Consider the following 15,212-nt stretch of genomic DNA (forward strand, 5'->3'; position numbering starts at 1 on the left):
AAAAAAGCATTGTCCACCTTATTATATATTTTGCATGATGCATTATATTCTTTTTTATTCTTCAACAACAGCATCCAATATGCTCCGCAAATTACCTATCAGATAGAACGGAAGATTAATCAACGTAAACTCCTTGCCATGAATGGTCTTGACCTTATCTATGGAATAAGGCTTTGACCAGATACGGATGGCTATATTAACCTCAGAACTATCCATAAACACCTGGAGAGAACGGAGATGGGCATTGGTTCCGCTCTTTACCTCTATCGGATAAAGCTTGGAGTTATGAGCAAAAATGAAATCAACCTCTGCACCGTTATTCGGCTTTGCCCAAAACGAGCGATGCTGTCCCACCCTATCTTCCAAAGCCAATAATTCCTGAGCCGTTATTTGTTCTGCAATATGCCCACGCCAACTGTCCACCATATCGGTAGAGCCAATGATTTCCTTTCTGATTCCCGCCTGATAGTTCACCAATCCCGTATCAAACCAGATGAGTTTTGGCATTCGTTTGGTCTCAGGAATAATCGGCAACTGGGTAGAAGACACTGGGTAAACCAGCTCCAGAAGCATTGCCTTCTCCAGCAATCTAAATGCCTCGCCCACCTCTCTTGACTTATAGCCAGAATTGGCAAAGTTACCTAACGTAATGGTCTCACCCGAAAAAGCCCAACCATAGGAGAGGATGAATCTCACTACGTCTGTCAACTTATTACCTCTGACGTATTTTTCAGAATCATCCTTATAGGCTTGCACCAGAGTTTCATAAACATCTTCGATACCAATGACATCTTGGGTTTCAGCATACTGCTGCACAGCTTCAGGCATACCTCCCACAATGGTATATTGATTGAAAAGATGCATCAACTGTTCATGGAAGGCAACCGTATATTCTGCCTTCTGCGAGAGTACGGCAAGCAGATTATTCTTACCGATAGCTCCCAGGAATTCCGAAAACGAACAAGGTCGCAAAGCCAGATATTGTACTCTTCCTACAGGGAAACTGACTTTAACATCCACCAGATTCTCCAACAAACTGCCAGCTGCAATAACATACAAATCTGGTCTCTGTTCATAGAAATACCTGAGTAGTGCTATGGTTTTAGGAGAATTCTGTATCTCGTCGATAAAAACAAGTGTAGTTCCTTCTTTCTTAACCTTACCGACACTGGCATACAGCATATTCACCAGGTCGTCTAAAGGAATCTCCATCTCGAACAACTTGGCATTCTCATTTCTTTCCAGATTGAAATATAGATAATTATCAAACTGAGAGCCAAACTCATTGACCACAGTTGTCTTGCCAACCTGTCGAGCTCCTCTCAGGATAAGGGGCTTATGCTTTTTGTCTTGCTTCCAAGCCTCCAGTTTGCTGATGATATTTCGTCTAAACATACGCATTTGTTTCAAATCAGGGGCAAAGATACTACTTTTTTGTCGCAAATCAGCGGCAACAGCGTTAAAGTTTGTTGCAAATCAGTGGCAAGGACAAAAAAGAGACCTATTCTATGTATTATCCATTTTCACGTTTATCAAGCAAAAAGCTGATAAACTCATCAGAGATATTAGAGATTTCTCCTTTATCATAGATTGTCAACAAATCAATAATAACGGAATCTCCTTCCTGGTAAAGATTATAAGTGAAATCTTAACTTTCATACTACGCCTCCTCTTCCTGAAGTCTTCTCAACAAATCACGAGCATCCATCGGCTTAGTCCCATTCTTCTTATGAGCTTCCATTTCATCAAGAGCATGGTTGAGACTTTCTGCCACATAGGCTTCCTGCTCTGCCTGGCTCATGGATCTTTCCTGGTAACTGTTTTCTGATTTGGAGATAGAACCGGCTAATTTATCAGCATAGTCTTTGAGTTTGGCGACAAATTCGTCAAGCGTATATTGACCTGTAGAAGGTACTTGAAACTGAATATTAATCGTTTCCATTTTATTCCTTTCTTTTAAATTAACGCCACAAAATTAGCGAAAAGAATTGGAAATACCAAAGAAAAGAACGACTTTCTTCGCTTTAAGACACAAAAAACCTTTCAGCATCAAAAATACTGAAAGGCTGGATTTATTCTGAGATAGTTTGAAGTTCCAACATAAACTCCCTTAACTTAATCACATCTACCTTAGGAAACGGGATTTCTTTCAAGACATCATAATGATGATCTTCTGTTACTATGTATAACTATCGGCGATAAGGAGTTCTTTCGTGCAATGTCTCAAAGCTCTTCAGCTTTTCTTCTGTCATTTCCCCACGCTCCCACATTGCATCTAATTCTTCCTGTCCCTTCTTGGCAAAGAAATCAGAGATAACCTGCTTCAATTCTGCCAATGCTTCCGGGCTTTTTACCCATTGCATCATATCTAAAAGTTCAAGCTGTGCTTGATTAAAAACAGTTGCTGCCATATCAAAATCCTTTCTTTTAAATTAACGCCACAAAATTAACGAAAAGAATTGGAAATGCCAAAAAAAAGAACGACTTTCTTCGCTTTAAGACAGTTGGTAGGTCGATGGTCACGGTTGTCGTGTCATTAGGTACGGCAAGAAACGGTATCTCCATTCTGTTTATGCGTATAGTTGCTACAGTTGGCAATATCGCATTGGCGCTGACTCGACAAGTTCCATCTACGCCTATAGAGTCATGGGCGAATGGCATGCGTTGTGGCGAGAACCAATTATCAATTATAATATCGAGCGTGGTCTTGTATTCTGGTTTATATCCAAGCAAGCGCACGGCTACAACAGTCTTGCCAAGGTTAAGGTCGGTTGCTGGTAACTTGCTGTTTTTATCAGGTGCTTGTTGCAGTAAGTGTTGCGGAATGTCGGTCTGCGGACGCTTGCCATCGAGACGCACTCCATAAATATTCCAGCCGGAATTGTCGACTATTTCACGAAAGTCAAATTCTGTTGTTGTCTCGGGCATTGGTTTAAAGCGCTATGTGGCTGCAACATATCTACATTCGGGCACTTTCACGAATACCCCTTTAGGCAACTGCTTGCTGCCGGTATAGTCATATTTCACTCCATTCGCCATAATAGAAGCATGTGAATCTATGCCCACCTCTCCACTGGTTTGATATATTTTCACGTCAAGGAAAGACAACAATCGTCTTCAATCTTTTGATAATCTTATGTTGTACCATATTTTACAATTAAACGTTTGCAATTATTTCTATTTTGCACTATCCTGCATCGATTTTAATTCTTGGCTGGTCATCTGTACATAGATTGAAACACCATAAACGGTATCTCCATTTGATTTTATGCCCAGAGGATGAACCATGCAGAAACTTGGTTGATTACCGAGAGTCCATCCTGTTATCTGGAGGTATTCGTTGTTGCCAAGCAGTAGAACCGTCCGGTGGGTATTGTTGTACCTATTATTAAATGTATATGTTGTTTCGCTCTTTTTCATAAAACTTCCTGCATCATCAGAATAATAGTAAGCAGTCATTTGGGTACTACTGTCAAAATAGTAGTTTTGTGGAGACATGCCAATTATGCTGCTGTAATATTCGTTAGGCAGTCTTTTTCCATTCCTGGTAATTTCCCATGTGGCGTAGTGCTTCCATCCATGGCCAATGAACATTTTTTCAAAGTTCTTTTTACTGATACCGCCGCCATCGCCAAAGCAGTATCCGGCGTCACTAAAGTCGTATGCACATTCATAATTATCCAATACTAAAGCCCATTGCTGCTCTAGAGATTCCTCGTCATCATCGTTGCATGATACAACAAAGACGAATGCAAGCATGACTAATAACAGTCCAACAAAATAATTTATTTTTTTCATATCAATGATAATTAATTGTTCTGATAAAGAAACGTTTTGTTATTATGAAAATTGCACGGGCTTAGCAAAATGTTAGTTTAAAATATTTTAAAATTGGGATGATGGAATTGATTTTTCCATCATTTCTTATAGTTTCTCATTCTTTTTATTTACTTTTGCATCGTCTTAGCAGATTATTCCGCCAATAGGTAATTGAATATATAACTAAAAAAAGAAAGTATGAAAACGAAACTGATAGTTTTGGCAATGAGTTCTCTGGCAATTCTGACTTTATTGCCAATCGTATCTTCTGCACAAGGAAGAATTGGATACAGTTATGATGCCGCTGGCAATCGTGTGAAACGGGAAATTATCATGTCGGTTTCAAAAACGATGGCAAAGCAGCAAAACTTTTCCTCAGACAATCAGAGTTTCTCTGATATGCTATGTGACCATTCTGTAAAGATATATCCAAATTCTTCGAAAGGGGCTTTGAAAATATGTATTTTCGGGCTAAAAGATTCAGATAAGTGCTCATTAGGGGTTTACACGACTCAGGGAGTGCAAATTCTGGTAGAGAAAGTAAAGACAGATAATACTGATGTTAACATCAGCAATCAACCCAATGGTGTCTATCTTCTCCAAATTACAATCAACGGAAAATCAACCACATGGAAAATCGTAAAGAAATGAGATGGAATTTTCTTCAAACACTACTTTTTTCAGTAGTGACAGGTTTGGCGAGTACAATTTCTGCGAATGCTAGCAATGATTCTATCAAAGCAATGGCTACGCAAAAAGAGATTTCTGCTACAGCTGATGCATTTGACAAACTCTATTCAAATCCTGATAAGCCATTTGAACCGGTAGATTCAATCGGGCCTAATCATCCTATAAAGTCAGGAGATCCATTTTTACCTATTCATCCTGATAAATCTGCAGTGCCAAATCCACCAGTGTCCACATCCAGTACCTATGATGTTGGTAGCCCTAAGGGAGTTTTTAGTGTAAATAATTCTGGAGCTGCAGTTTATAGTATTGATATATCTGCGCCTAATGGTGGTAGTCTTACCCCTTCTATCGGTGTAAGTTATAATAGCCAGTCGGGTAATGGCTTGGTCGGTTTTGGTTTCAACATTACTGGATTATCATGCATTACACGTGGTTGTAAGGATTTGTATCATGATAGGCAAATTGCTGGAACTTCGTACGGCATAGGTGATGCACTATTTCTCAATGGACAACGCTTGATATTGAAAACAGGAGTTTATGGGTATAATGGCTCTACATATACTCCAGAAGGAGATCCTTATACAATAGTAACCCTCCATAGCAATATCAACACGAGTGCATGTTGGTTTTCTGTTGTTTGTGCAGATGGCAAGACCTATCAGTTAGGTAATACGAGCGATTCGCGTTTGTCTTTTGTAAACAGAAAGAGTGTAACATGTATTGTGGCATGGTATATCAATCAAATTACCGATGTACATAGCAATTTGGTAAAATACCATTATATGACAACGAATTATAACCTTCGCCCTGTAAGTATCGAGTATGGTCTTAATACAGCCAAGAGTCGCGGTATTAACAATTTAATCAACTTTACGTACAGTTCTTTGGCAGGTTCATACGCTCATCCGTTTGCTGTTGGCGATAGACAAGGCAAGATGGATGTTTATTTGTCTAAAATAACAACGCAGACGAATGGTTCAGTTTTCCGCACTTATACGTTTACCTATAATAGTACCTCTGACGGGACTGAAGATAAGTACTATCGCCTTATTCAAGTAGATTTGGCTAATGGGGCAGGACGTAAGGTTGCTCCAATTAAAATTAATTGGGATTATCTGCCTTCATTGTATATTTCTAATACGAATTTAAACGTACAAACAAGTTCTCCTTCTACCATGATCGAAGAAAGGGCAAAGACGTTTGTTGCTGTAGATGTTAACAATGATGGTATAAGTGATATTATCCGTTTATCACCAGGTGCTTATGTCTATAATGGTGGTGAGAATAGAGATGGGAAAACATTCCTTTTTGTCAGTTTAAGCAAGAAAGATACTTATGGTAATGTGACGTATCAGACACCAAGACAATTTGATTTGAATCCGTCATTTTCAATTGATGATTTGAATAATGTTATCGGTGGAATTCAAGCTATGGACTTCGATGGTGATGGTTACAATGACTTGATTATTCCATATTATTGTGGTTATAAGAGTAATTATGGCGAAAGATATACCGTCGTATGGGGAAATAGTATTGTGAATGGTGGTGGTTTCAGTGAGATTACCGGTGGAATGGTTAATTGTGACCATACTCCACTGTTTACCACTTATGACTCAAATGGTGATGGTCGTGATGATTTATTCTATTTGGAGGACCATGCTAAGGACGGCTATTACAATGGTGCCATTCTTCGTTATAAAGATCGTAATAGTTTAGATGCTACTAAATTTCAATTCAAATTAGATCGTGATCCAAAGAAGCTTTTTGTAGGTGATTACAACCATGATGGTCTTACTGACATTATAGTCTTCTACGATGGAGGTTATAAGATTTACTACAATAGTGGTGGAGGATTATCTTCTATAAAATATACTGAGTATAATTCAAAGAAAGGAACCAATCTTGGTGATAAGCATCGTATTGTACAGGGGGACTTCGATGGTGATGGCATGATTGATTTTGCCTTCAGCCAGGGTGACTGGAAATATGGTCTGGCCATCAATAATGGGGATGGAACGTTTTCGGTTAATAATGAAGCTGTTACCCTAAGTGAAACCGATCAGAAGACGAGTAAAGATAATGGTCGCTTCAATATGGTGGCCTACGATTTTGATCATGATGGCAAATGTGACTTTGTGATTACCAAGGCTCATTACGTATTCCATGGTGGATTCCGTTCTAAGTATTATTACGACTTTACCAAAACTCTTTTTGTTAGATCTACAGGTACTGGATTTGAATTACATAAGGAATATGTTACACATCAAGAAAAAGATGCTGAACCTAATAATATATTCTTAGGCGACTTTACTGGCGATGGTGATGTACAATATGCTTCATTCGGTAAAAACCTTCTTGTAGATAATGATAAGTCTGATGATAAGATTCATGCATATCGTAGTGGATACAATTTAGTTAACAAGGGCAAAATTTCTTCTATTACAGATGGTTTTGGCCTGCAGACCTGTATTTATTATAAAAGTGCAACAAATCCGTCAGTCTATACTCAGACTCATTCTTCTGCTTATCCTGTAAATAGCTATACTATACCTGTATCTCTGGTTTCTAATGTCATTAAGGGTAATGGTTCTGCCGGTTCACAAAGCATACAATATAAATATGGCGATTTGAAGCTACATGTTGCAGGTAAGGGACCTTTAGGCTTTTCTTCAATGGTTGCAGAGAACCAGACCTTAGGAACCAAGGAAACAACAATAATAGATAAGTGGGATACAGACAAGTGGATACCTCTTCAGACAACTACCACGTCAACAGTTGGGGGCAATTCTTCAAAGATTGTTTCATATACAACTATTGCCAACAACATAAGTTGTCAAAATTATTATGCATATACTTCTAGAAAATCATTGACTGATTTGGATGGAAATACATCAGAGACATATACTACTTATGATACTGCAAAGGGAGTACCTACGGTTGAAATCGTCAAAAATGATGGGGATAATATGTACAAGAAAGTAGCTTATAATAGCTACATACAGAAGATGAACCAGTGGATGCCTCAGAATGTTGTTAAATCACAAAAGCATAAAGATGATTCTGAAGTAAATTCTTCTACAACTACATATACTTATAATGATAAGGGGGAGGTAATTAAAGCAGTTGCTAATGATGGATCAACATTACCTCTCACAGTAAATACCACGTATGATGTCTATGGTAATGTGTTGACATCAACTCAGACAGGTAAGGGTATTGTAGCCAATACCGAGACGAATGTATATGATGCTTCCGGTAGATTTGTCATTAAGGCATATGACAGCGGTAGTCCTCGAGTAACAACCTATACCTATGATTTGTTTGGTAATGTTCTTACTGAGAATGATGAAACGAATAAGTCTCATATTCTGACATCTAAGCATATTTATGATGGATGGGGAACAGAAATTAGCGAGACTAATTCTTTTGGTGTTACTACTACAAAAGAATTGGGATGGGGTTCTTACTATAATAAGAAGTACTTCATTAGAACTTCTTCAACAGGTAAGCCATGGGTTGCTGTTTGGTTTGACAATGCTGGTCATGAAGTGCTTCAAGAGTCTGTTTTGCCGAACAATAATGCTTACTCTCTGGCCACTACCTACAATTCTAAGGGGCAGAAGACTAAGATAGTAGAAAAGACAGGTAAGCTTACTCTTTCAGAAACATTTAAATATGATGAAAGAGGCCGTGTTACCAGTGATGTTAAAAGTTCAGGAAAATCTTCTACGTTTAGCTATGGTAATCGTAGTGTAACTGAAACAACCGCTGGCAGAAGTTATACTAAAGTTACCGATGCATGGGGTAATCTTGTCAATTCTGCAGATCCTGTTACACAAGTTGATTATGTCTATTCTTCAACAGGCAAGCCTGCTGAGATTACAGTCAATGGTTCCACAACCTATATCCTATATGATGAAGTAGGAAATAAAATTGCAGTTCAATCGCCCGATGCCGGCAATATCAACTATGAGTATGCTGCCGATGGCAAGGTGATGAAATTTACTGATGCGCGTAATATCACAACCACCTATACGTATGATGCTGAAGGCCGACTTGCATCAACCAAGGCTGGTAATACATTAATTACGAATACCTATGGTACATCGGGTAATTCTATCAACCATCTGGTAAAAACTACAGTAAATGGTAAAAGCGTAGAATATACCCATGACGAATTGGGCCGAGTAATTACCGAGAAGCGAACAGTTAGTAATGATGGAACGTATCAGTTTAAGTATGCATATAATGCAAGCAATCAATTGATACAGACTACTTATCCTGGTAATCTTATTGTAAAATATACCTACGACAAGTATGGAAATAAGATCCAGACTACAGCAAATGATAAGATTGTATATCAGGTTGATGGTTATGATGGATTAGAGACCAGAACATCATTCTTAAACAAATATACGACAACGTTTACACTCGATTCTCGAGGCTTCAAGAGCGATGTTGTTCTGAAGAATGGAAGTACTGTTCTAGATCAGTTTAAAATGAATTATGATGGAGCAACAGGTAACTTGCTTTCACGTACTCGTAATTCGCTTCCGGAGGAAACATTTGGCTATGATGATCTTGATCGGTTGGTATCTGTTAATGTTGGAACCAAAGAGACGATGCATATCAAATATGCAGAGAATGGCAATATCACTTCTAAAACAGGTATAGGTCAGTACTATTATGATGCAGAGCGTCCTCATGCGGTATCATCTGTAGACAATACAGATAATCTCATCTCAACACAGGATTGTACAACCCAGTTTAATGACATCAATAAAATTTCGTCACTTCAGGAAAATGGTAAGGTTATGACCATTGATTATGGTCCGGATCTTGAACGTTGCTTTAGTATTTTGAAGCAAGGTAATATGGTTCTGCGTAAAGTTACCTACATGGGTGATTACGAGAAGGTCGTTGCTAATGGTGTTACTCGTGAATACTATTATCTGGATGGTGATGTCATTGTTATCCGACAGAATGGAACTGTCCATGCATATCAGTCGTTTAAGGACAACTTAGGTAGTATATTATCTGTTGTTGATGAAAATGGCAGTAAGGTATTCTCTGCAGAGTATGATGCATGGGGTAAGCAAACTGTATCAGTCAATACTATCGGCCTTATCAGGGGTTATGGAAGTCATGAGATGCTGAACGAGTTCTGCCTCATAAATATGAATGGGCGTGTCTATGATCCGGTACTCGGCAGATTTCTGAGTCCCGACAAATACGTACAGGAAGGAGACAACAGCCAGAACTATAACAGCTATAGTTATTGTCTGAATAATCCTCTCAAATATGCCGACCCGAGTGGTAATGTATTTGTCCTTGACGATTTTATCGCAATAACTACAATGGGGGCAATGATGGGTGCCATGAATGCGGCTATGTCAGACAAGCCCATATGGAAGGGTGCTTTATTAGGTGCAGCTAGTACTGCCGCTACTTATGGAATAGGCTCAATTTTTAATGGCGTTGGAACTTTTGGCCATGAACTGTTGAGAGCTGGTGCACATGGCTTGTCTAGTGGTGTATTCAATGCTTTAAATGGAGATAATTTCTGGAATGGATTGATTTCTGGAGCAGCTTCTTCAGGAATAGGGTCTTATGCACAAAGCATAAACTTAAACTCTGGACTTATGGTAGCTTCCACTACGGCAATGGGTGGAATCGTTGCATGGGCTACAGGCGGAGATTTCCTGCAAGGGGCTTTGCAGGGGATGATGATTGGTGTTTTCAATCATGCTATGCACGATGATGACAATATCATGGGGGGAAAGGCTGAATGCGAAGTTTTGCCTGATGGTACGCGTGTTGCGCCAAAACAATTGAGAGAGATAGTTGTTAGCGCACATAGAATTTATAAACTTCCGAATGTGCCAGTCGAAAAACCTTTAGAGTCTGTATATCCAGAGTTCGGATTTTTTTTGTTTGAAAGAGCTGTAATAGAAGGAGTATTTCAAGATTTTTGGACTGTATTAAAGTATGAAACGGGAGGATGGAAGCAATGGGTTAGGTTAGGAAATTCTTATTCTAAGAGTGGAGACTTTCAAACAAGATCTCTTCGCTGGGGGGCATCACCATATTACACAAAAAAGATAGGTAATCCTACTTTAAGAAACATAAATCAAAGTTTGAGAAATACAAAATTTCCTTATGACAATTGGCGCACTGCTGATCCAGGACATATTCATTATAATTGGCGATTAAATGATAAAGACTCATGGCATTGGTTTCGTTAAATATTAAGTAGTACAATTTATGAAATATTTTATTTTAAAGTGGTCATTAGAAAAAAAACAGAACAATAAAACAAAACGAAGCTTATGGCGTCGTTTGCTGCATAAGATGATCGCTCCACTCAGTGCAAATCCTGATTTTGATGATAAAATAGAGGATGTTACTCTATGGTTTATTGAATATGACGATGTGGTAAATCATATTGCAAACAGAGAAATTGGATTTGCTAAAGATGGTAGGATTATTGTAAAAATGCCAGACGATAGAAATTATGGTTATTGGCTGGATACTAATTGCGAATTGGAAGATTTCAAAAAGATGGGTATAAATATGATAACCGAAAAAGAATTTAACGACTTATGGAATTCGGTCTATTACGATAGAGTAGCAAAAGAATTCAAGCAGACTGTTATCAAAAATGGAGACTAAAGAATGTATGCAATCTTGCTTTCACGGACATTTTGGGCAGCATCCTTTACGTTACGTATGAGAAGGGCACGAAAGTCTTCGATGCTTCATACGATGCGTGGGGGCAAGCAGACGGTAACGCTCAACACCATTGGGTCTGCACCGTGGTTGCATGGGGCATGAGATGTTGAATGAGTTCAACATCATCAATATGAATGGGCGTGTCTATGATCCGGTACTTGGCTGATTCCTAAGCCCGGACAAATACGTACAGGAAGGAGACAATAGTCAGAACTATAACAGCTATAGTTATTGTCTGAATAATCCTCTCAAATATGCTGATCCGAGTGGTGATGTATTTGTCCTTGACGATTTTATTGCAATAACAGCAATGGGAGCAATAGAGAAAATGAGTAATTACTTGTCACCTTCTGTAGTATCGAAAATCGGAAAAGCGAACTTAATAGTAAACATCGCTACTGGATCGGTAGATATGGCGAATGCCATACATAGTGATATTCAATGCCATACAGCATACAAATCCCTAAGGACTGCTTCTCATTTAGCTGCTGATTATGCAGGTAGCTATTATGGAGCAATTGGAGGTGCAGAAGCTGGTGCTGCTATCGGCGCATGTTTCGGGGGCGTTGGCGCAATTCCAGGAGCAATAGTTGGTGGCATTGTTGGTGGATGGGGCGGTTCTACACTTGCTACTGGGGTTTCTGACTTAGTGTGGGATTCTGCTTTTATTTACTTTTAAATAGTTTCTTAATAAAAAAGTGTTACGTTGTAATCAGTAACTTTGCACCGTCAGATTTTGGCTAAGTTAAATCGACATGTTTGAGACTCCTTAAGAAAGTTGGCCAGCTGACACTGGAAGCGATTTTTTTGCCAAAGCCTGCGAGGACGCCGGACTCAAAGTGAGATAATAGAGCTTGAGAAGAAGCGCCCCGCAGGCATTCCCCGCAAGCGCTATTGCGAACTTATGGGCTTGAATCGTACGACATTGTACTACAAGCCTAAGGGTGAGTCTACAGAGAATCTGAAGATGCTGGAGATGATGGACAAGTATTATCTGGATCATCCTACAGCCGGTGTTCTCACGATGGTGAATATGCTCATATTAGCGGGCCTGACGGTTGGAATCAAGCGTGTGCGCCGTTTGATGCGGAAGATGGGACTGATGGTTATCTATCCTCAGAAATGCCTGTCTAAAGGGGGAAAGCCTGAGTACTTCCATCCGTATCTGTTATGCCATCTTGAGATAGATCATCCCAATCAAGTGTGGAGTACGGATATCTCATAAATCCACATGAAAGAAGGCTTTATGTACCTCTATGCTATAATAGACGTTTACAGCCGTTTCACCGTCGGCTGGAGACTGAGCAATACACTCTCGGTCAACAACTGCTATAAGCTTGTAGAAGACTGCATTAAAAGGTACGGAGCGCCTGAGATCATCAATTCCGACCAAGGTTCACAATACACCACTAAGCAGTGGGAAGACCTACTCACTGGGCACGGCATACAGATAAGTATGGATGGCAAGGGACGCTGCAAAGACAACATTTAGATTGAACACTTTTGGCGTACTATCAAGCAAGAGTACATCTATCTGAATCCGGCTGATTCGGTGGATGAGCTTCGCGATGGAATATGGGATTGTAGCTTAAAAAAGAAGGTGAATATTTGGAAGTGAAATAATAATTGCTTAACTTTGCTGTGACCAAAACAAAAAGTCTTGCTAACAGCAAGCCAGAGCAAGGCAGAGAGAGGCTTATATCTCTTTCTCCTTGTTCTGAATTATATTCTTAAATTAATATTAAACGCTGTCTAATAAACGGCAGTACTATAAATAATAATTAAAATATGAAGAAAAGAAATTATCTGGGAACATTTGTATATTATTACAATATTCTAAATTATGTTATAAGCGATATGCTTTCCCCATGGGATTTGGCAATAGACGCAAAGATAACATTTGGTAAAAACATACTAGGGCATAATGATAAAAAACGATTAAGACGTGATTCGCTATGGGTGGCAAACAATCATTCAATCGCTATAATTGGTGTTCTTTCTGCACCTATAGCCTTGTTGTTTATGGTTTTAGTTAGCCTCTTTCTAGGGCACAAAATAACGGCCTGCTATATTGTATTGATTTTATTTTGTTTGTCGCTTTATATTATGTCCATATCAAAATATGACCATTGCTATTTTGAGTACTTCGAAAGCATACGTGACATCAATATAAAAAAATGGCGTTATCAATGCTTGATGTTTGCGATTGCTGACATGATAGTGGGGGCGGTTCTTGTATGTGTTTTAATTCATATATGAGCCCACATAAAAATTTGGGGTCGATTTTTATGCTAACAAAAACACCCTGAAAATTTTTGAAAAATAATTTTGGTCGTAAAAATCTTGGCTAAAAGAATTGAAACGAAAACAATTTGATATAAGCGTAATTTATTAATGCTGACGGCTATCATAAGATCAACCTGTGGATATAGTTCTGCTCTGTAAACCATTATACCACCATCCACACTATCTGATTCATGTTTGCGCTACTTGTCCGAAATGAGATGAGACAAGGCAGGGGTATTAATTACTACCGTCTCACGAAGTCTTACATTGACAAAGATGGCAATACTAAGCATCGTAGTGTTCTTTGCCTTGGAGAACTTCCCGGCTTTGACAAGGATGAATGTAACCAACTGGCAGCCATTCAGCATCAGGATTTTAAACGATACAAAACACATTATGCAAATTGCATTATGTAATCAGCATAATACAATTTGCATAATTCATATACAATTATATCTCAGTAACTTTATTCTATCTCCTCACACACCACCATATCCACGCTTCTGAATATCACAACTATCTTATGAAGGCGGGTGGTCTTTACCTCAGATTTCACCACATCACTATCTGCATAGCGATTAACCTGAGCGATGGCTGCCTCTCTCAGCTTCTCTACCTGCTCATCGGTGGCATCCGACTTGCAATATTTCAACTCCACAATATATGAATGCTCCATATCCGGATAATTCTCCAAGAGTGGACGCAGGAAGATGTCGGCATAACCAGCCTGGTTATCCAGTTCTGAGATAGGGCGATAGAACATATTCTGACAGGTCATCGCCAAGGTAAAGCCATGCACATACGACTCACCCTTCTAGCAAATAAGCATAAATCAGCTCTCTAACCACCTCGTTAGGAATCACAAACTTGGTCTTGCCACGATAGGTTCCATCAATGGTCAACATGCCAAAGTAGAAAAGCAAGCTGACGAAATTGTCCGGATCGTTGATACTCTCGGCTGGAAATCCCCTTTTCAAGTTTCCCGTAACAAATCCATCCGTAACCAGATGCTGGATGATGCTGGCATCATGGGCAAACTCCTTGTCGTGGCGGATGAGCATACGAAGCTTTTATAATCCACACGGATGTTATCCTCTATCATATCACGAGGAATATCACAATTATTGTGAATATACTGGTCGATGAAATACAGCACCATCACAGAGTTATACATCGTTACCTGACCATATCTGTTGATAGCAAAGCAATAGTTATCATACCATGGCTTCATCACCTGGATAAGTTCATCCACGGAATGACGGAAAGGACAAACCGAAGGCATCCAAACCATCCTTATAATCGTCGATACCAGCTGCAACTACAGAGAAATTCAGATTCAGCACCAAAAAGGAATTACGCTCAGGGGTTGGATTCTTACCTATATAAAGATCACCAAAGAGCTGCTCAAACTTATCCTTCTTGTTCACATCATAGTAATTCTGGAGCATAGAAAGGGTAAGGCTCTTGCCGAATCGGCGAGGGCGAATATAAAAGAAATACTTATTTGCTGCCTCCATTTCTTCTATAAACGGAGTCTTATCCACATAATAGCAATCATCCTTTCTAACATCCTCGAAATTCATCATGCCATAAGGGATGCGCTTGCGATATACGCGTTTTTTCTTCTGTTCCATATCTACTACTTTTTAGACTTTATTCTTTCTTTGTGCAAAACTACAATAATA

13 protein-coding genes and 1 pseudogene are annotated in these 15,212 nt (G+C 39.1%); 7 read left to right on the forward strand and 7 right to left on the reverse strand.

What is annotated here, in order from left to right; translation table 11 throughout:
* Positions 1 to 54: 54 nt before the first annotated feature.
* The 5 genes from V8Z93_RS13455 to V8Z93_RS13475 all read right to left on the reverse strand — a co-directional run bounded on the left by V8Z93_RS13455 (position 55) and on the right by V8Z93_RS13475 (position 3,798).
* Entirely contained in the window at positions 55 to 1,395 is a 1,341-nt protein-coding gene (locus tag V8Z93_RS13455) for an ATP-binding protein (protein ID WP_439431827.1), read from the reverse strand.
* 265 nt (positions 1,396 to 1,660) lie between these two features.
* Positions 1,661 to 1,942 (reverse strand): hypothetical protein, encoded by a 282-nt coding sequence (locus V8Z93_RS13460; protein ID WP_439431828.1) that lies wholly within the window; start codon positions 1,940 to 1,942, stop codon positions 1,661 to 1,663.
* 247 nt (positions 1,943 to 2,189) lie between these two features.
* A complete protein-coding gene (locus tag V8Z93_RS13465; protein WP_153098155.1) occupies positions 2,190 to 2,411 on the reverse strand; it encodes a dephospho-CoA kinase in 222 nt (73 codons plus the stop codon).
* 16 nt (positions 2,412 to 2,427) lie between these two features.
* A complete protein-coding gene (locus V8Z93_RS13470) occupies positions 2,428 to 2,928 on the reverse strand; it encodes a hypothetical protein (RefSeq protein ID WP_439431829.1) in 501 nt (166 codons plus the stop codon).
* Between the two features lie 249 nt (positions 2,929 to 3,177).
* Positions 3,178 to 3,798 carry a hypothetical protein gene (locus V8Z93_RS13475; protein WP_439431830.1) on the reverse strand — a complete coding sequence of 207 codons (621 nt, stop codon included), beginning with the start codon at positions 3,796 to 3,798 and terminating at the stop codon, positions 3,178 to 3,180.
* Between the two features lie 219 nt (positions 3,799 to 4,017).
* Here V8Z93_RS13475 and V8Z93_RS13480 point away from each other — a divergent pair, with 219 nt between their 5' ends.
* The 7 genes from V8Z93_RS13480 to V8Z93_RS13510 all read left to right on the forward strand — a co-directional run bounded on the left by V8Z93_RS13480 (position 4,018) and on the right by V8Z93_RS13510 (position 13,500).
* Positions 4,018 to 4,470: a T9SS type A sorting domain-containing protein gene (locus V8Z93_RS13480; RefSeq protein WP_439431831.1), complete on the forward strand. Its 453-nt coding sequence runs from the start codon at positions 4,018 to 4,020 to the stop codon at positions 4,468 to 4,470.
* Positions 4,449 to 10,754, forward strand: coding sequence for an FG-GAP-like repeat-containing protein (locus V8Z93_RS13485; RefSeq protein ID WP_439431832.1), 6,306 nt, complete (start codon positions 4,449 to 4,451; stop codon positions 10,752 to 10,754). Before V8Z93_RS13480 ends, V8Z93_RS13485 begins: the two co-directional genes overlap by 22 nt.
* Positions 10,755 to 10,773: 19 nt before the next feature.
* Entirely contained in the window at positions 10,774 to 11,181 is a 408-nt protein-coding gene (locus V8Z93_RS13490) for a hypothetical protein (RefSeq protein ID WP_439431833.1), read from the forward strand.
* A gap of 370 nt (positions 11,182 to 11,551) precedes the next feature.
* The gene (locus V8Z93_RS13495; RefSeq protein ID WP_439431834.1) at positions 11,552 to 11,920 is read left to right on the forward strand and encodes a hypothetical protein; all 369 of its coding nucleotides are present in this window, start codon (positions 11,552 to 11,554) and stop codon (positions 11,918 to 11,920) included.
* A 225-nt stretch (positions 11,921 to 12,145) separates the two neighbouring features.
* Positions 12,146 to 12,466 carry an IS3 family transposase gene (locus tag V8Z93_RS13500; protein ID WP_439431835.1) on the forward strand — a complete coding sequence of 107 codons (321 nt, stop codon included), beginning with the start codon at positions 12,146 to 12,148 and terminating at the stop codon, positions 12,464 to 12,466.
* Between the two features lie 21 nt (positions 12,467 to 12,487).
* A complete protein-coding gene (locus V8Z93_RS13505; RefSeq protein ID WP_439432864.1) occupies positions 12,488 to 12,733 on the forward strand; it encodes a transposase in 246 nt (81 codons plus the stop codon).
* Between the two features lie 296 nt (positions 12,734 to 13,029).
* The gene (locus tag V8Z93_RS13510) at positions 13,030 to 13,500 is read left to right on the forward strand and encodes a hypothetical protein (RefSeq protein WP_439431836.1); all 471 of its coding nucleotides are present in this window, start codon (positions 13,030 to 13,032) and stop codon (positions 13,498 to 13,500) included.
* Positions 13,501 to 13,727: 227 nt separating this feature from the next.
* Here V8Z93_RS13510 and V8Z93_RS13515 read toward each other — a convergent pair whose 3' ends face one another.
* Together V8Z93_RS13515 and V8Z93_RS13520 are read right to left on the reverse strand one after the other, a co-directional pair.
* The gene (locus tag V8Z93_RS13515; protein WP_439432874.1) at positions 13,728 to 13,922 is read right to left on the reverse strand and encodes a hypothetical protein; all 195 of its coding nucleotides are present in this window, start codon (positions 13,920 to 13,922) and stop codon (positions 13,728 to 13,730) included.
* 71 nt (positions 13,923 to 13,993) lie between these two features.
* Positions 13,994 to 15,161: pseudogene (locus tag V8Z93_RS13520) on the reverse strand (AAA family ATPase).
* Positions 15,162 to 15,212 lie beyond the last annotated feature (51 nt).

The organism is Segatella copri, from assembly GCF_051861805.1.
Taxonomy (GTDB): Bacteria; Bacteroidota; Bacteroidia; order Bacteroidales; family Bacteroidaceae; genus Prevotella; species Prevotella copri_M.